This is a genomic window from Paenibacillus sp. GD4 (genome assembly GCF_030846225.1).
Classification (GTDB): Bacteria; Bacillota; Bacilli; order Paenibacillales; family NBRC-103111; genus Paenibacillus_G; species Paenibacillus_G silviterrae.
In genome coordinates, this window is record NZ_JAVCYK010000001.1 from 1,037,417 (window position 1) to 1,052,697 (window position 15,281).

The 15,281-nt window shown below is 53.8% G+C and carries 17 protein-coding genes; 5 read left to right on the forward strand and 12 right to left on the reverse strand.

The window, feature by feature from the left end; translation table 11 throughout:
- Positions 1–60: 60 nt before the first annotated feature.
- The 3 genes from RAC89_RS04895 to thrC all read right to left on the reverse strand — a co-directional run bounded on the left by RAC89_RS04895 (position 61) and on the right by thrC (position 1,955).
- Positions 61–282: a YuzB family protein gene (locus RAC89_RS04895; protein ID WP_284640973.1), complete on the reverse strand. Its 222-nt coding sequence runs from the start codon at positions 280–282 to the stop codon at positions 61–63.
- 37 nt (positions 283–319) lie between these two features.
- Positions 320–622, reverse strand: coding sequence for an iron-sulfur cluster assembly accessory protein (locus RAC89_RS04900; RefSeq protein ID WP_306612150.1), 303 nt, complete (start codon positions 620–622; stop codon positions 320–322).
- Positions 623–689: 67 nt separating this feature from the next.
- Entirely contained in the window at positions 690–1,955 is a 1,266-nt protein-coding gene (gene thrC, locus RAC89_RS04905; RefSeq protein ID WP_306612152.1) for a threonine synthase, read from the reverse strand.
- 140 nt (positions 1,956–2,095) lie between these two features.
- Between thrC and RAC89_RS04910 the strand changes: the two genes are divergently transcribed.
- Positions 2,096–2,980: a LysR family transcriptional regulator gene (locus tag RAC89_RS04910; RefSeq protein WP_306612153.1), complete on the forward strand. Its 885-nt coding sequence runs from the start codon at positions 2,096–2,098 to the stop codon at positions 2,978–2,980.
- A gap of 57 nt (positions 2,981–3,037) precedes the next feature.
- On the opposite strand, the gene RAC89_RS04915 is transcribed toward RAC89_RS04910, so the two are convergent.
- A complete protein-coding gene (locus tag RAC89_RS04915) occupies positions 3,038–3,985 on the reverse strand; it encodes an aldo/keto reductase family protein (protein ID WP_306612155.1) in 948 nt (315 codons plus the stop codon).
- Between the two features lie 175 nt (positions 3,986–4,160).
- On the opposite strand from RAC89_RS04915, the gene RAC89_RS04920 reads away from it, so the two are divergent.
- Together RAC89_RS04920 and RAC89_RS04925 are read left to right on the forward strand one after the other, a co-directional pair.
- On the forward strand, positions 4,161–4,550 hold the full coding sequence (locus tag RAC89_RS04920; RefSeq protein ID WP_306612157.1) for a winged helix-turn-helix transcriptional regulator: 390 nt from the start codon (positions 4,161–4,163) through the stop codon (positions 4,548–4,550).
- Positions 4,551–4,565: 15 nt separating this feature from the next.
- On the forward strand, positions 4,566–5,675 hold the full coding sequence (locus RAC89_RS04925; RefSeq protein ID WP_306612159.1) for an AI-2E family transporter: 1,110 nt from the start codon (positions 4,566–4,568) through the stop codon (positions 5,673–5,675).
- Positions 5,676–5,738: 63 nt separating this feature from the next.
- Here RAC89_RS04925 and RAC89_RS04930 read toward each other — a convergent pair whose 3' ends face one another.
- The 7 genes from RAC89_RS04930 to RAC89_RS04960 form a co-directional block, all read right to left on the reverse strand.
- Positions 5,739–6,929, reverse strand: a complete 1,191-nt coding sequence (locus tag RAC89_RS04930; RefSeq protein ID WP_306612161.1) for an MFS transporter — start codon at positions 6,927–6,929, stop codon at positions 5,739–5,741.
- Positions 6,930–7,059: 130 nt separating this feature from the next.
- Complete coding sequence (locus RAC89_RS04935) at positions 7,060–7,293, reverse strand: hypothetical protein (RefSeq protein WP_284640981.1); 234 nt, start codon at positions 7,291–7,293, stop codon at positions 7,060–7,062.
- A gap of 223 nt (positions 7,294–7,516) precedes the next feature.
- The gene (locus RAC89_RS04940) at positions 7,517–8,719 is read right to left on the reverse strand and encodes a M14 family metallopeptidase (protein ID WP_306612163.1); all 1,203 of its coding nucleotides are present in this window, start codon (positions 8,717–8,719) and stop codon (positions 7,517–7,519) included.
- Between the two features lie 53 nt (positions 8,720–8,772).
- On the reverse strand, positions 8,773–9,585 hold the full coding sequence (gene racE, locus RAC89_RS04945) for a glutamate racemase (protein ID WP_306612165.1): 813 nt from the start codon (positions 9,583–9,585) through the stop codon (positions 8,773–8,775).
- A 139-nt stretch (positions 9,586–9,724) separates the two neighbouring features.
- Positions 9,725–10,753, reverse strand: a complete 1,029-nt coding sequence (locus tag RAC89_RS04950) for a polysaccharide deacetylase family protein (RefSeq protein ID WP_306612166.1) — start codon at positions 10,751–10,753, stop codon at positions 9,725–9,727.
- A gap of 114 nt (positions 10,754–10,867) precedes the next feature.
- Positions 10,868–12,166: an alpha-glucosidase/alpha-galactosidase gene (gene melA, locus RAC89_RS04955; protein ID WP_306612167.1), complete on the reverse strand. Its 1,299-nt coding sequence runs from the start codon at positions 12,164–12,166 to the stop codon at positions 10,868–10,870.
- Between the two features lie 125 nt (positions 12,167–12,291).
- Positions 12,292–12,720, reverse strand: coding sequence for a disulfide oxidoreductase (locus tag RAC89_RS04960; protein WP_306612168.1), 429 nt, complete (start codon positions 12,718–12,720; stop codon positions 12,292–12,294).
- 60 nt (positions 12,721–12,780) lie between these two features.
- Between RAC89_RS04960 and RAC89_RS04965 the strand changes: the two genes are divergently transcribed.
- On the forward strand, positions 12,781–13,638 hold the full coding sequence (locus tag RAC89_RS04965) for an AraC family transcriptional regulator (protein ID WP_306612169.1): 858 nt from the start codon (positions 12,781–12,783) through the stop codon (positions 13,636–13,638).
- Between the two features lie 12 nt (positions 13,639–13,650).
- Here RAC89_RS04965 and RAC89_RS04970 read toward each other — a convergent pair whose 3' ends face one another.
- Positions 13,651–14,280 carry an NADPH-dependent F420 reductase gene (locus RAC89_RS04970; RefSeq protein WP_306612170.1) on the reverse strand — a complete coding sequence of 210 codons (630 nt, stop codon included), beginning with the start codon at positions 14,278–14,280 and terminating at the stop codon, positions 13,651–13,653.
- Between the two features lie 128 nt (positions 14,281–14,408).
- Between RAC89_RS04970 and RAC89_RS04975 the strand changes: the two genes are divergently transcribed.
- Complete coding sequence (locus RAC89_RS04975; RefSeq protein WP_306612171.1) at positions 14,409–15,266, forward strand: LysR family transcriptional regulator; 858 nt, start codon at positions 14,409–14,411, stop codon at positions 15,264–15,266.
- Positions 15,267–15,281: the final 15 nt, after the last annotated feature.

Genomic DNA, 15,281 nt, shown 5'->3' on the forward strand with positions numbered 1-15,281 from the left:
AACGGTTGGTAAATTGGAGATCATTATACAACAAAAAAAGAGCCCTGCACAGGCTCTTTTTCATTTGATGTATTTCTTCGCCTTCTCAATCGCTTCGTCTTCCGTAGCTCCGGTAACGTAGCGACCGTTTACGTAAATAAAAGCAAACCGCGAGCAGGGACCGCAGTAGGATTTGCAGCCTATCTTAATCTCCGCATCCGGCGCAAGCTTCTGAAGCTTGGGAACAGCGGTTTTCATTCTCATGTGCTTGCATTTGTCGCAAACCCGAATGTCGTTGGCCATACGGACCTTTCCTTTCTATACGCAGGGACAAGCCGAATTAATGGTCGCCGTGATTGCCTTTGCTCGGATTCGTTACGGCGAAGCCCTCCTGCGGAGTATAGAAGTAATCAATCCGAACGCCGTCCAGCAGCGCTTCGTTCTTTTGCAGAATCACATCGATGCCTTTATCGGTAGAAACGACAACGTCCTTCTCCGTAGGCGTATCCATAGCAAGACCATAATGCGCGTGGTCGCCGTGGCTGTGGGTAACATAGACGCGAAGCTTCAAATTTTTGTCTTCTTCCTTCTCAATCTCGGCCAGAAGGACCTTCGCCGCGTTGCGGGAAATTTTAACGTTCATCCTAGTAACAGCTCCCATGTGCGTTTTTCCCTATTGTATAGAAATGAAGACGGGAAAGCAACCAAGCTTAGCAATCGGTGTCGAATCCGGGCTGTATCCTCAGAGTCAGCTCTTCGACGCTCAAAGGGGTGCTTGCGGCGAGATCCGTCGCCCCGAGGTGCAGCTCCCGAATGGATTCGGTATCCTTCAGCAGATGTCCTGTAAGAATGCATACCGCCGTCTCTTCCCGGTGAATCGTCCCTTGCCGAACCAGCTGCCTTAAACCGGCCAGTGTTGCCGCGGAAGCCGGCTCACAGCCAAGTCCGCTGCGGTCGATGAGCCGTTTAGCCTGCAGAATAGCTTCATCGGAAACAGACAGCGTAACGCCGTCGCAGCCGTCTATGGCATAGCGAAGCGCCTTTCTCCAGCTGGGAGGATTGCCGATATTTAAGGCCGACGCCTTGGTGAAGGGCTTCGGCTCCGGAATGAGCTCCTTTCGCTGTGCCGTCAGCATCCGGGTAAAAGGACTTGCCCCCTCCGCCTGGACGATCGCGACACGCGGCTTCCGGTGAATGAAGCCCAGCTCATACAGCTCATGAATGGCTTTGCCTATGGCCGTTGCGTTACTGAGCGCTCCTCCGGGGACGACGATCCAATCCGGCAGCTGCCACTCTAGCGAATGGGCCAGCTCGATGAGCATCCCCTTCTGCCCTTCGATCCGGTACGGATTAATGGAATTGCACACATAGAGCCCCAGCTCCTCGCTATGCCTTTCACTGAACCGGATCCCGTCGTCATAGGTTCCGTCAAACGTAATGATTTCCGCTCCATAGGCCAGTGTTTGCAGCGCCTTCTCGGCGGCAACATGGCGGTTAGGCAGCAGGACATAGGACCTGCAGCCTCCCCGCGCGGCATACATGGCAAGGGAAGAGGCCGTATTGCCCGTGGAAGTGCAGGTAAACGTACGGTAGCCCTTCCAGCGGCCATGGGATACCGCCACTGTCATGCCGAGATCCTTGAAGGAGCCGCTCGGGTTCTCGCTCTGCGCTTTGAACCATACGCTCCGCAAGCCGGCATAATCGCTTATCCGCGGACCCGCTTCGTAGAGCCCCGTATTCCCTTCCAAGCGAGTAGTAATCCATGTATCAGGCAGCTCGGGATGGATCAGCTCCTTATACCGCCACACTCCGCTTGCAAAAGGGGATACCCGGTCCGATAGTCGGAGGTCGAACAAGCTCTTCAGCTTCTCCGTATCCACCGACCGAAAATCATGAACAATATCCAACACCCCTCCGCAGCCGCATAAGTAAGGATTGAGTACCGCCTCCGCGCCATACGTCCTGTCACAATTCATACATTGATACTTCATGTTTTGATGCACCACCCTTTTCTTAAGCTGGGATTACCCTTAGAATAGACGGTAGCAAATCATAAAACTAATATATCTTTGTTGTTATTTCATAAATTATACTTATGATTTAAAGGGGTATGTCCATGAATCTGCACGCACTTAAGCTATTTTACAAAACGGCTGCCTTAGGAAGTGTAACCAAAGCGGCGGAGGCGCTCCGCATCAGCCAGCCTGCCGTCACCGCTCAAATCCGCAAGCTGGAGCAGGAGCTGTCGCTGGCGCTTCTTGAGCCGAAGGGCCGCGGAATCCGGCTTACCGAAGCAGGCACTATGCTGTATCCTTATGCCTCCAGACTATTCGCGCTGGAGGCGAGCATGGAAGCTGCGCTGGACGATTACCGAAGCGGACGAACGGGCCGCGTACGCGTAGCGGCCACTTCGCTGCCGGCACATCAGCTGCTCCCTGTATGGATGGCAACATTTCTAAAGCAGCAGCCTGCCGTTGAGATGGAGCTGATCACGGTGAACAGCTCCTCCGCGATGGAACGACTCTTGCACTACCAAGCCGACCTCGCGATTATCGGAGGCAGTCCCGCGGAGCACCCCGGGATTACCGTGAAGGAGCTTCTGCAGGACGAGCTCATATTTATTGTATCGGCAAGCCACGAGCTTGCCGGGAAGCAGGTGACGTTTGCGGAGATGATGAAGGTCCCGTTCGTGCTTCGGGAGCCCGGCAGCTTTGCCCGCGAAGCGCTGTTCTCTCTCTGCAGGCTGCATGGAGCGGAGCCGCCTCGCGCCGCACTGCAGCTTACCGGTCTGTCCGAATCGATTCGCTCCGTAGCGGCCGGCTTCGGTGCGGCCTTCGTCTCCGCGCTGGAGGTCAGCGAACCGATCCGGCGGGGAGAGGTTTGCCGCGTACTGGTCAAGGACTGCAGCATGTCCAACTCGATTGCGTTATGCACACGGAGCGACAGGCTATTATCGCCGGCTTCCAGCTTGTTTGTCGAGTATATCCTGGCCCAGCCTTGACAAGGCAAAAAGAAAGCCCCTTGCGAACAGCCATGCTGCGCAAGCGGGCTTTCCATATTAAGCCAGAATGTCTTCGATTTCCTGCAGATCCGCCTCCGACAGCTTCACACCGGACGCCTTGACATTCTCATCCACCTGCTCAGGCCGGGAAGCTCCGATGATGCAGCTGGAGATGTTCGGCAGGCGCAGATTCCAGGCCAAAGCCAGCTGCGCCAAGGAGATGCCGTTCCGCTCAGCGATGCCTCCGAGCCTCTCTACCTTCTGCAGGAGCTCATCCTCCAAGTAACGGCCGATGAAGGCATTCGACTTCGGATCGGTGGCACGGGAGCCTTCGGGCAGCGGCGCGCCCGGCTTGTACTTTCCTGTCAGCACACCCTGCGCAAGCGGCGAGAAGACCACCTGGCCAACCCCTTCACGTTCGGAGACAGGGACTACATCCTTTTCGATATACCGGTTAATCATGTTGTACACCGGCTGGTTAGACACAATGCGATCCAGGTTCAGCTCCTTCGCCATATGAATCGCATCATTGATCTGGACCGCGCTCCATTCGCTGACACCGACATACAGCACCTTCCCCTGTGTAACCAAATCATCCAGCGCCCGTAATGTCTCTTCGAGCGGCGTATTCGGATCATAGCGGTGGCACTGGTACAGATCGATGTAATCCACCTTCATCCGCTTGAGACTCGCCTCACACTGCTCCATGATGTGCTTGCGGGACAAGCCTCGGTCATTCGGACCGTCCCCCATAGGAAAGAACACCTTCGTGGCCAGAACATACGATTCGCGAGGATATTTTTTCAGGGCGGCGCCTACGATCTCCTCTGCCGCACCCCGGTGGTACACATTCGCCGTGTCAAAGAAATTGATACCCAGCTCATACGCGCGGTCCACCACAGCCTCCGAAGCCTTGCTGTCGACGGATCCGCCATAAGTGAGCCAGCTGCCGAGACTAATTTCGCTTACCTTCAACCCGCTTCTGCCTAAACGACGATATTCCATTTCGTACCTCCTACAGTAACTATGGATTTAGGTTCATAGCCATTGTAGCCCGGGCAGAAGTTTCTGGAAAGTAGTGAAGTTTTTTTGATATTATTACATAAATTATATATACTTACCTAAAAGTTACCTTCTATTCAAACCACAACAACGAACTTTGGGAAAGGATTGAACGTACATGACATTACCTGAAAAAGAGTCGACAGTCCGTCAGCAAGCAGCCAGCAATTATATTCCCAAGCAGCCGGTGCACATCGAATGCTCGATTGAAAGGGCGCTTGATGTCATTGGGGGCAAGTGGTCCTTTCTGGTGCTCCGGGAGCTGTTCGGAGGAACCATGCGCTTCGGCGAGCTTCAGAGGAAGATCGTTTCCATCAGTCCCAAATCGCTTACCGATACGCTGCGGCACCTGGAGGAAAACGGCGTGCTCGAACGCACGGCTTATCCGACCGTCCCCGTTACGGTGGAGTACAAGCTGACTCCGAAGGGCGAGGATTTGCATCAAATTTTGAAAGAAATGAAGCTGTGGGCCGCCAAATGGTGTGACACCGGCGCTTCCAAGCCTTAATGATCGAGGTGAACCATGCTCTCCTTTTACCGGAAATATTATAAAACCGCGTTCGACATCGCGCTGCTTGTGTTAACCGTGTACCTGTTCATGCTGTTGTTCAGCTACCTCTACCGGATTGCAACGCCGATTTTTCTGGCGTTCGTCGTTTACCTGATCATTGAGCCGTTCGCCCGCTTCCTGCACCGGCGCGGTATTCAGAAGGCCATTGCCTCGGCGATATCGACCGTAATCTTCGTTTTGGTCATTTTAGGAGCTATTGCGGGGATCGGCGTCATTTTTACTACGCAAATCTTACATCTCACGGATAAGCTGCCTGAATACGCCGATGTGCTTCAGAAGCAGATCATTCTGCGAAGCGGTGAGCTGCAGCAGCAGATTGAAGGAATGCTGCCCCCTGATCTGATTGAACAGGTGAGTCAATATACGACACAGATTACACAGAAGCTCACCGGAATTGCCCGTTCCTTCCTGATGGCGCTCTTCACGATGCTGACCTCCTTCTCCACCTTTGTCGTCAACTTCGTCATTGCGATCATCCTTGCTTACTTCCTAAGTATCGAGATCGAAACGTGGCGCCGGGTGGCCGATCAGAAGACACCAAAGACCTTCAAGAAGGCGTTCCTGTTTCTGAAAGAGAATGTGCTCGTCGGTATTGTCACTTATGTCAAAGCGCAAGCCAAGCTGATCAGCTTGACATTTTTCATCATTTTTATCGCGCTAATCGCGCTTCGAGTCCATAACGCCTTCTCCATCGCGCTGCTCGCCGGGATATTCGACGTACTTCCCTTGTTAGGCGTAGCTACGCTGTTCATCCCTTGGATCATTTATTTGCTCGTTGTAGGCCAAACGACGCTCGCCATCTGGCTGACGGTTCTGCTAGTGATTGTGACAGGCGTGCGCCAGATTATGGAGCCGAAGATTACCGGAGATTCGCTGGGGGTATCCGCCTTCACGATGCTGTCGTTTATGATCATCTCCCTCTCCCTATTCGGAGTGGCGGGCTTGATCCTGTCCCCTATCCTTATTATTCTGATCAAGGCACTTTACGAGCAAGGCTATCTGAAGCGCTGGATCCGGATGCCTGCCGAGGAGTATGAAGCAGATAAGCCCGGGGTTGATTAACCGAATAGCATAGCAAAAGCCGTCGACGCATCTATGTAGGTGCCGACGGCTTTGTCGTATATTTCATCCGTTTTCCTGCGCCATCGCTTCCTCCATCGCCTCCGTGCTCTTGGCCGAGAAATACGGAATCAGCATGGCCGAAACAATGGCAAGACCGATTAACGCGATGAAGGTAGGTCCCCGAAGCTCCTTAACGAACAGGATCAGTACCAGCATCGTAATCCTGGACAGGTTAAGAAACCATTCGCGCCAAAGTAAAATTCGAGCCTGCTCCATCACGGTATGCCGGCAGATGATCCGAAATTGCCTCGTATTCCAGACCGTACCGAAATAAAACATCCCCACGGTCGTCAATATATTGGAAACCACCAGCAATGGCGCCTTCGGAAACAACGGAATCAGGAAGCCGATGCAGATCGCAGCCATCCCGATCGTAAGCCATAAGCCCTCCTTCGCTTGCACCCGCCGATAGATGATCATAGCGGTAATGGAGGAGCAAGCGTACATCACGTTCAGCAGCGAAATCACCAGCTTGTCGCTCGATACAGAGAAGGTAAAGATCAGGGCAAAAAGTCCCTGGAATTGCAGGAAAATACCTGCCGCCAGGCAGGACGGTACCATGTACCTTAGCGCCTTACTGGTAAAGACCTGGCGAAATCTCATGTGGTGAAACAAAGGCTCGGGCTCCCGAGACAGCGAAATCTCCGGAATGAAGAAGGAGACCGTAAGCAGTGCCGTTACGAATAAGAACATGAGCAGGAAGGAGCCCGAATACCCGAGCCATTTAATGACCAGGGCAAAGGCAATCGGATTCAGGATGGAAACGACCTGTCCGATGATGCTGGCCACAGAGAAATAGCCTTCGAAATCCTTTCCTCTCCCGTAAATGGTCAGCGTTATATTTTGAGCCGAAGCGTAAAACCCCCACATGACGCCTATAGGCAGACCGAGGAGCGTCAGCCACAGCACCTTGTTATCCAGCTCCAGGAACATGAGCAGAAGGAAAGTCAAGGCTCCCGCGATGGCCGTCCCCCGAATCAAGAATCGTGTTGAGAACCGTGAAAGCAGCCTGGAACCGGTTGCAAAAGCGATGCTCCACGAAATAAAGAGAATCAAGTTAAGCCAGGTAACATCGAAGATGCTCTTGCTTTTCTCCCAAACATACAGATTGACAAAGATCCCAATGTAGTTAAAGATGATCGTTGCCGATAAATTCATGAGTAGCAGCCGCTTGATATGATTGCTGACCTGCACAGGATGTCATCTCCTTCTGATTGCCCTACATACTACACTATAAGGGATAGCCGCCGTTCAGGTAAGCACTAAAAAGAAATATCCTTAGTTACACACAGGTAACTAAGGATATTTTGTGAAGCTTATGGATTCAAGCGCCATATTTACGTTCCGCCCGATTCGTAAACCAATTCATAAGCAGCAGTCCCACCGCAATATCATCGATGGGAAGGTACGGCATCACATCAGGCATGATCCAGTATACCAATACCGGCACGGCAAACAGCAGCTTCTCGTACAGCGGCACACGCGGCGAACGCAGCAGCGGCACAATGCGGCGAAACACATGACCCCAGGAACGCAAGGACAACAATCGTTTCCACATGTCGGCACCCCCTTAGCTTGTATGGACAACCTGCCGGCTCTGTATTGCATCGCAGGATTGACCGTTCGAGCGCCCGCGACTCAGCGGACTGCTCATCTCTATTGTACGATGAAAGCAGGGGGCTTGTCATGGTTGCATCCGGGATAAGCGGTCCCGCACGAAAAAGCCCCACAGCAGCTTCCTGCCTACTTAAGCAGGTAATGCAGCCCTGGAGCTTGTCGCCCTATACGATTAAGCCTTCAAGCATAATTCCGATGACATCATCATAGATTTGCCGGAACTGGGAGACCGGCAGCGGATTTACGCCAATGCCCGCCTCGATCGTAAACCCGGGCCGCCGAAATTCCTGTATGAACCAGTCCTTGTATCCGGCATCGCTTCCGTTAAGCTTTACTGCCCGGTAACCGCTCACCTGCGCGAATCGATCTGCAATCGCCTCCGATTCCTCCGGTTCCATATCCCGATAATTCCAATAAATTTCTTGTCCTTGGGTATGGAAAGCAACGACCAGCCGGAACTCATGATCCTCCGTAAAGCTTGCCATGGCGGCCGCTTCAGGCTCCGTGAGCGGAGCCGTCCCGGTGTAATCCCGGGGACCCGGACCGGTCACTTCCCTGCGGTCACGTTCAATTTCCCAGTTCGCCGGAAATTGGTCATTCAGATCGACACCGCGGATATTGGCCTTCCACCGCGAGAAATTGCGGGATCCGAAGTTCCACTCAATAAGCTGTGCATAATATGGGTTATCCGGACTTGCTCCCTGGAGCACCAGCTCGACGCCATCAGGGTTTACCATGGGAACGATCCACAGAGACGTCTGCTCGAACAAAGCACGCACGTCCCGGCCCCGAAGCGGGATTCCGTTAGCGTAGGAATAGGCATATTCCTCGAGAAAATTCATGAGCAGAGACGTTGTTATCCATTCGTTCGCATGGAACGAGCCGTTGTAGTGAACCTCCTTGGGACCCGTGCCAATTCTGACGACCGGAATCGGGCGTCCGAGGACGGTGGTTCCGATGGAGCCCAGCTCGAGAAACGGATAGCGCTGCTGAAGCAGCTGAAGGTCCTCCTGCAGCTCGGCAAATCCGTATTCGTTGGAGGTGTCTACGATTTTCATGCCACGGCTTATCGGGAGAACAATGGTTTGTCCGATACGCAGACGCCGGGGATCCACGCCCGGATTCGCAGCCTGCAGATCCCCTAGATCGATATTGAAGCGCCGGGCGATCTCGAAGAAGCTGTCGCCGGCCTGAATCACATACATGCTGGTGGGCATCACCGGGATTTGAATCACTTGCCCGGGATAGATGTACCCGCTCTCCTGAAGCTGCGGATTTGCACTTAGGAGTGCCGTTACGTTCATACGATATCTTCTTGCGATGCGATACAAGGTATCGCCCTGCTGCACTACGTAAGGAAACGTCATGCCTTAGCTCCTCCTTCGTCCTCAATCAAGGATTCGTTAATGCATATGACGTATTATGAAATATTATTCAGAACCTCCCATCGAACGGGAGTCACATCGACCTTCTGCTGCAGCCAGCTCTCAGCAATGTCGCGGAACATCTTGGGATCCCCGCTGCAAAAATAACGATGCTCAGCCTGATTCATGTCCCCTGCCAGTAATCCGCGATGATATAGCAATGTGCTGATTTCTCTAGCGGTCTCCTCCGCGGAACTGATTAAATTGACATGCGGGCCCATGAATTCGGAGATCGAATCCGATAAATACGGATAGTGCGTGCACCCCAGAATGAGACAATCGATCGGATGCTGCCTCAGCGGCATCAATGAACGCTCCACAATCGGAGCGACCTCATTGGGATCGAATATTCCTTTTTCCACTAAAGGCACCAAATCGGGACAAGCCAGGCTGATCACCTGAATACCAGGACAGATTTGTCGGAGAGCCGTCGTATACGCGTCGCTTCGGATCGTACCTTCCGTTCCAATCACGCCAACCACCTGGTTGCGGGTCATCTTGATCGCCGCACGGGCTCCCGGATGAATTACCCCTACCACGGGAACAGCCAGCCTGCTGCGCGCTTCGTCCAGTGCTACGGCCGTAGCCGTGTTACAGGCGATGACAACCATCTTGGGCGACAGCTCGCATAAATAATCGATGACCTGATGCGTGAAACGGGCCACTTCCTCCGCCGGCCGCGGACCGTAGGGTGCTCTTGCGGTATCGCCGAAATAAATGATCGACTCCTTCGGCAGCTGCCTCATGATCTCCTTGGCAACCGTCAAACCGCCGACTCCCGAATCCAATATGGCTATCGGTTGCTGCACGTCCTCTCGCTTCCTTTATCCGTAGGATGGGTTGCTTCACTTCACATTCACTTTCTCCTACAGCGTATGTAGCGTGACAAGGTTTGGTACCGATGAACACGCAGCCGATTCCGATTTCCGCAAAAGAAAAAACCGCCGGTCAGCGGTCTTTAGGAGGAGTAATATCCGATAAGAGTGCAAATTCATAGCCTGCTTTTTTTACTTCTTTCACAATGCGGTCCAGCGCTTCAATGTTTTCCGGCGAGCCTTGGTGCATGAGGATGATATTGCCGTCGTGCAGGTTGTTCATGATGTCGTTGTATGGATCCTCCGCCCCGTTCTTGCGCGGCTCCCAGTCCCTCATCGCAGTGGACCAGAAAACGGAGGTGTATCCCATATCCGAAACCATCTTCAGCAGGTGCAGGTTGTACCTTCCGTAGGGAAACCGGAAGTAGGGCTGCACGTCCTGCCCCGTCACGTCCTTGATCAGCTTCTCGAAATCCTGTATCTCCTTGCGAACCTGCTCGTCCGATTGCGTGGTCATGTCCGTATGGGTCATCGTATGGTTCGCTACCAGATGTCCGTCCGCTACCAGCCGTCGCACATAATCTGGATTTTTCTTCACATTATATCCCGCAATAAAAAAGTTGGCCTTGGCGTCATTATCCTTCAGCGATTGGATCAGCGTATCGATATCTCCAAGGGCGCCGCCCGTATCGATGGTCAAATATACCTTTTTCCCAGTCCCTACGTAGAGCGCCTTCATGTCCTCCGTGTATTTCTTGGTGTCTGCCGGGAAGTTCGGCACCTGTCCCTTTGGCTTTTTCATGTAGTACCACGATAACGGGGTCTTGTCCGATGCAGTCCCGGAGGGCTTGGCAGCGGGCTTGGGCGTGCCGATCGCAGCAGAAGCCGGGTTCTTTACGCCTCCGTTGTAAACGCTTGAAGGGACGGTCTCCTGCGAGGGTGCGGGCTCTTCCTTAGCCGGAGCGGGCTGCGGCGTTTCCATAGCGGCTTGCGGAGCCGGTACCGGAGGGGCAGGCACAACTTGAGCTGCCGGCTCAGGAGTCTTGGGAGACTCAGTGGGCGCAGGCTCTGCGATAGGCTCACTGGAGCATGCTGACAGAGCAAAGGCCAGGAGGGTGCTTATTAGTACATGTTTCGTCAACTTCGTCGTCTGTCGCTTCATCGATTATCCACCTTTATCGGCAAGCTGCCTCACGCGAAATGATGTTCGCCTCCCATTTTACCAAAAAAGCGAAAAGAAAAGAACCATCCAAAGGATGATTCTTTCCTGATAAGCCTAGTTGAATTTCGGCAGCCAGTCGCCGTGGGCTTCGATCAAATCGTCGCACATCGCCACAATATCGTCGATGGAAAGCTCGGCAGCCGTGTGAGGGTCGAGCAGAGCCGCATGATAAATATGCTCCTTCTTCCCGGTAATAGCCGCCTCCAGCGTCAGCAGCTGTGTATTGATATTGGTGCGGTTCAGCGCGGCCAGCTGCGGAGGAAGGTCGCCTACATAGGTTGGCGTTACTCCGCTGCGGTCCACAAGGCACGGCACCTCAACACACGCTTCCTTCGGCAGGTTGGTAATGAGACCGGTATTCATCACGTTGCCGCCGATTTTGAACGGAGTATTCGTTTCCATCGCGTTGAAAATGTAAGATGCGTATTCGTTGGAACGATTATGCTCCAGGTTCTTATCGTTAACAAGCTCCTCGCGCATCGTTTTCCAGCGTTCGATTTGTCTGATACAGCGGCGAGGATATTCGTCCAGAGGAATGTTGAAGCGCTCGATCAGCTCCGGATAATTTCGCTTAATGAAGTACGGGTGGTATTCCGCATTATGCTCGGACGACTCCGTCACATAATAGCCGAAGCGCAGCATCAGCTCGTAGCGAACCATATCATGGTGCGTTTCCTTCTGCTTCTCGGCGGCACGGCGCTTGATCTCCGGATACAGGTCAATGCCATCCTTTGTCGCCTCCAGCAGCCAAGCCATATGGTTGATGCCCGCAATTTTCGTCTTTACCCCTTCCGTTTCGAGACCCAAATCTTTGAACAGACGCGGCATACATACCTGCACACTATGGCACAAGCCAACGGTTTTCACGCCGCCGTAGGTAATCATCGCATTGGTCAAAACCGCCATCGGATTCGTGTAATTCAGGAACCAGGCATCCGGGCACACCTCTTGAATATCCTTGGCAAAATCAAGCATAACCGGAATTGTCCGCAGGTTACGGAAAATGCCCCCGATCCCCAGCGTGTCGGCGATCGTCTGGCGCAGACCGTATTTCTTCGGTATTTCGAAATCGGTAATCGTACAAGGGTCGTAGCCGCCGACCTGAATAGCATTCACCACATATTTGGCTCCGCGCAGCGCTTCCTTCCGATCGGTATACGCTTTCACGGTACAGCCGCTTCCGGTGGAATGCTTCAGATTGTTCAGCATGTTCTCCGAGTCCTTGAGCCGCTCCAGATCGATATCGAACAAAGCCAGCTCAAAGCCTTGAAGAGACGGGGTCAGCATGCAGTCACCCAATACATTTTTGGCGAAAACCGTGCTGCCTGCGCCTAAGAAAGTAATTTTGGACATGATAAGTGCCTCCTTGGGATCGGAAAGTGATTTGTTTTGCTTATCTCGACTATACTCCGACCCGCAAGGAATGCATATGGAGACAAACCACTTTTTCATGGAGAAATGTAGTATCTGCGATGAACTTAATCTCGCGTCGCGCGCCAAACGAGAAGCTGAAGAATCGTAATGAGGATGAAGGCCACAAGAGCCAGGAACGGAATCGTAACGAAGCCGAACCAGTCGATATAGTCCACGTCGCAAGGGACAAGACCGCAGGCGGCAGCTCCCGTTTTGAACCAAGGGGTCTTCTGCATCAGGTAATGATACAGCGAAATGCCCGCTCCCCAAACCGAAAGCGGCAGCACGTACAGAAACACCTTGTGATCCTTGCGCACCGCAGCGATGCCCAGTATAATCACGAGTGGATACATCAGAATGCGCTGGTACCAGCACAGCTTGCACGGAAGGTAGCCGAGAACCTCGGAGAAATACAAGCTTCCCACCGTCGCCACCGTCGCCACAAGCCAGGACAGATGTAGTCCGTTCTCGCGAACGATTGATTTCCACTTCATATAACACGTCTCCCCTTTCACAATAGTCCTATCATATCAAATCCGAAAGAGGTGTACCATATGAGCGAAATGAATACGTCTACCTCCTTTAATCCGCGTCCCGGCAAAGGAGAGCTCACGGTGCTGTTCGGCGGCGTTTCGCAGACTCACCCTCTGCATGCCGTCGGCCCCCAGGTGCTCGATTATTATCTCGTTCATTACGTCCTTTCGGGGAGAGGAACCTTCCGCACGCTGGGGAAGGATTACCAGTTGAAGGCGGGGGACAGCTTTTTCATTTATCCGGGGGAGCTGGTCAGCTATACCTCCGATGAGCAGGAGCCCTGGCGTTACCGCTGGATCGGCTTCAAGGGCTCCAGCGCGGAGGAGCTGCTCAGCCTAAGCGGCATTACGCGCGGGCAGCCGGTGGCGACTGCCGCTGCGGAGCGACGGATAGCCGCTCTGTATCACCGGGTCATGCGGACCCTGCAGTCCGGTACGCCTTCCGCCGATATGCAGGCGGGCGGTTATTTGCGGCTGATCCTTGGCGAATACATGCAGAATCAGACGGAGGCCAGCATCCCGAAGGAGGAGGGTTCCGTCATTCAGCAGCAGGTGGAGCAGGCGATCCGGTGGCTGACGCTGCAGTACTATCAGGAAATCTCGATTGAGCAGATGGCACAGACGCTGGGCTATCACAGGACGCATCTGTCCAAGATGTTCAAGCAGCATACCGGCATGTCGCCCATGAGCTTTTTGCTAAAAATCCGAATGGAGCGCGCCAAGCTGCTGCTGCACGAGAAGCTCACCATCGAGCAGGTCGCCTCCTCCGTCGGCTTCAGCGACCCGCTCTATTTTTCCAAGCAATTCAAAAAGTGGTATGGCCGCTCGCCTTCCGAGTACCGCCAGGACCTCAGCAATCCTTACGATTGCTCGCAATAATGGAACCATTGGCTATTGTCCGCCCCAAAGCCGCCAAGACACATGGGGATAATGCTCATACCGCTTGGACAGCTCTCTTGAGTAGAGCGTCATCCGTTCGATAACCCGGTTGTTTCGGAGCGCACCGCCATCAAGGAGACGGAACGGAATGCCCTCGAGTACGGAGATGACCAAGCGCTTCGCCTCCTCGTCGTCTCCGGTCACATACACATCGCTGTAAAGTCCGTTATGCTCCGGCCTTTGGAACACCTCCCAAAAGGTGTTTTTGAATGCCCCTACTAGCCTGGCTTCGGGGACAAGCTTCTGGAGCTCCTCCGCCGAGGATGTGTGATAATCCGTTGTAAAATCATCAAAGGTTGCGTTAAAAGGATTCGTGATATCGACGAGAATTTTCCCCTTCAGCTTGGAAGCATGGAGCGGCAGCCAGGTCAGCAGGTCCTGATGCCATAGGGCCGGGATAATGAGGGAAGCTCGAAGCGCTTGCTCCATGCGAACCGGCTCGGCGTGAATGCCAAGCTCCTGCGTTAACTCACGAACCCGGTCATACGACCGGGAGGCCCATTGAATTTCCTTGCCGGCCGCACTTAAGGCTGCGGCTAGCGCCCGACCCATTCGGCCGGTTCCGATGATACTGATGTTCATAGAATGCTGCCCCTTTCGGTTGGAATAGAGCCAGCGTATCATGCGTGGGATGTGCCGGGAACTTCCGCTTCGGATTAAGGGTATAACCAACAGTTATATCATCATGCTAGATTGAGAGGTGAAGCAGGATGCAAATCGATTGGCTGGAAAGCTTCGTTCAAGCCGTTCAAGCACGAAGCCTATCCAAGGCAGCCGAGAAGCTGCATTTGTCGCAGCCTGCGCTCAGCAAGCAAATGGCCCGATTGGAAGAGTACCTCGGCGTGAAGCTGCTGCACCGGACGCCGGCGGGGATTGAGGCGACGGAAGCTGGGGAGAAGCTGCTGCTGAAGGCGCACCGGATCCTTGCCGAGCTTCGCGAGCTCGAAGCGGAGCTGCAGGTGTACCGGGAATGCGAGCAATACACAGTCGGAGCGCTTCCGAGTCTCGCCTTACATTACCTGCCTCCTAAAGTGCTCGGTCTACGGCATAAGCAGATGCAGCTAGACATCCGGGTTTACCCAACCTCTAGTGCGCTGCTCAAAGCTTTGCAGCAAGGCTCCTTGGACTGCGCCCTGCTGGAAAGCAAATATACGCAGCCCCCTATCTGGGCTGCGCCTCTGTTAACTGAGCCTTATTTGGTCGTATTACCTCAAGGGCATTCCTTGAGCGGCACCGCATCGCCATTGAAGCTGGGAAACCTCCGCAGCGAGCCGCTGGTAGTACATCCTGCCGACTGTGACGTCAGGCAAACGATCGCCGCTGCCTATCAGCTGCAGCGGATGACTCCTGTCATTACAGCGGAGCTTTCTTTCGGCGAATCGCTCCTCAGCTACGTCGCGGCGGGAGCAGGCTGTGCCATCCTCCCTGAATCCGCGGCCGCCGCCGCTTCGGGACTCGGACTTTGTGCTCGCCCGATCGTTGACTTCGGCTTCGAACGCAGCATCTCCTTGGCCGCTTCCGGAGAGAAGCTTGCCAAACGGCTCCTGCGCAAGCTGCAGTCGGTCTAGTCTTGTAAGTCTCCC

Excerpts from the sequence above, each read along its gene's own strand:
- melA (WP_306612167.1), bottom strand. The coding sequence starts at position 12,166 with ATGTCCAAAATTACTTTCTTAGGCGCAGGCAGCACGGTTTTCGCCAAA.
- RAC89_RS04965 (WP_306612169.1), top strand. The coding sequence starts at position 12,781 with ATGAGCGAAATGAATACGTCTACCTCCTTTAATCCGCGTCCCGGCAAA.
- RAC89_RS04900 (WP_306612150.1), bottom strand. The coding sequence starts at position 622 with ATGAACGTTAAAATTTCCCGCAACGCGGCGAAGGTCCTTCTGGCCGAG.
- RAC89_RS04940 (WP_306612163.1), bottom strand. The coding sequence starts at position 8,719 with ATGACGTTTCCTTACGTAGTGCAGCAGGGCGATACCTTGTATCGCATC.
- RAC89_RS04970 (WP_306612170.1), bottom strand. The coding sequence starts at position 14,280 with ATGAACATCAGTATCATCGGAACCGGCCGAATGGGTCGGGCGCTAGCC.
- RAC89_RS04975 (WP_306612171.1), top strand. The coding sequence starts at position 14,409 with ATGCAAATCGATTGGCTGGAAAGCTTCGTTCAAGCCGTTCAAGCACGA.
- RAC89_RS04920 (WP_306612157.1), top strand. The coding sequence starts at position 4,161 with ATGACATTACCTGAAAAAGAGTCGACAGTCCGTCAGCAAGCAGCCAGC.
- RAC89_RS04925 (WP_306612159.1), top strand. The coding sequence starts at position 4,566 with ATGCTCTCCTTTTACCGGAAATATTATAAAACCGCGTTCGACATCGCG.
- RAC89_RS04960 (WP_306612168.1), bottom strand. The coding sequence starts at position 12,720 with ATGAAGTGGAAATCAATCGTTCGCGAGAACGGACTACATCTGTCCTGG.
- RAC89_RS04895 (WP_284640973.1), bottom strand. The coding sequence starts at position 282 with ATGGCCAACGACATTCGGGTTTGCGACAAATGCAAGCACATGAGAATG.
- RAC89_RS04935 (WP_284640981.1), bottom strand. The coding sequence starts at position 7,293 with ATGTGGAAACGATTGTTGTCCTTGCGTTCCTGGGGTCATGTGTTTCGC.
- RAC89_RS04915 (WP_306612155.1), bottom strand. The coding sequence starts at position 3,985 with ATGGAATATCGTCGTTTAGGCAGAAGCGGGTTGAAGGTAAGCGAAATT.
- RAC89_RS04910 (WP_306612153.1), top strand. The coding sequence starts at position 2,096 with ATGAATCTGCACGCACTTAAGCTATTTTACAAAACGGCTGCCTTAGGA.
- thrC (WP_306612152.1), bottom strand. The coding sequence starts at position 1,955 with ATGAATTGTGACAGGACGTATGGCGCGGAGGCGGTACTCAATCCTTAC.
- RAC89_RS04950 (WP_306612166.1), bottom strand. The coding sequence starts at position 10,753 with ATGAAGCGACAGACGACGAAGTTGACGAAACATGTACTAATAAGCACC.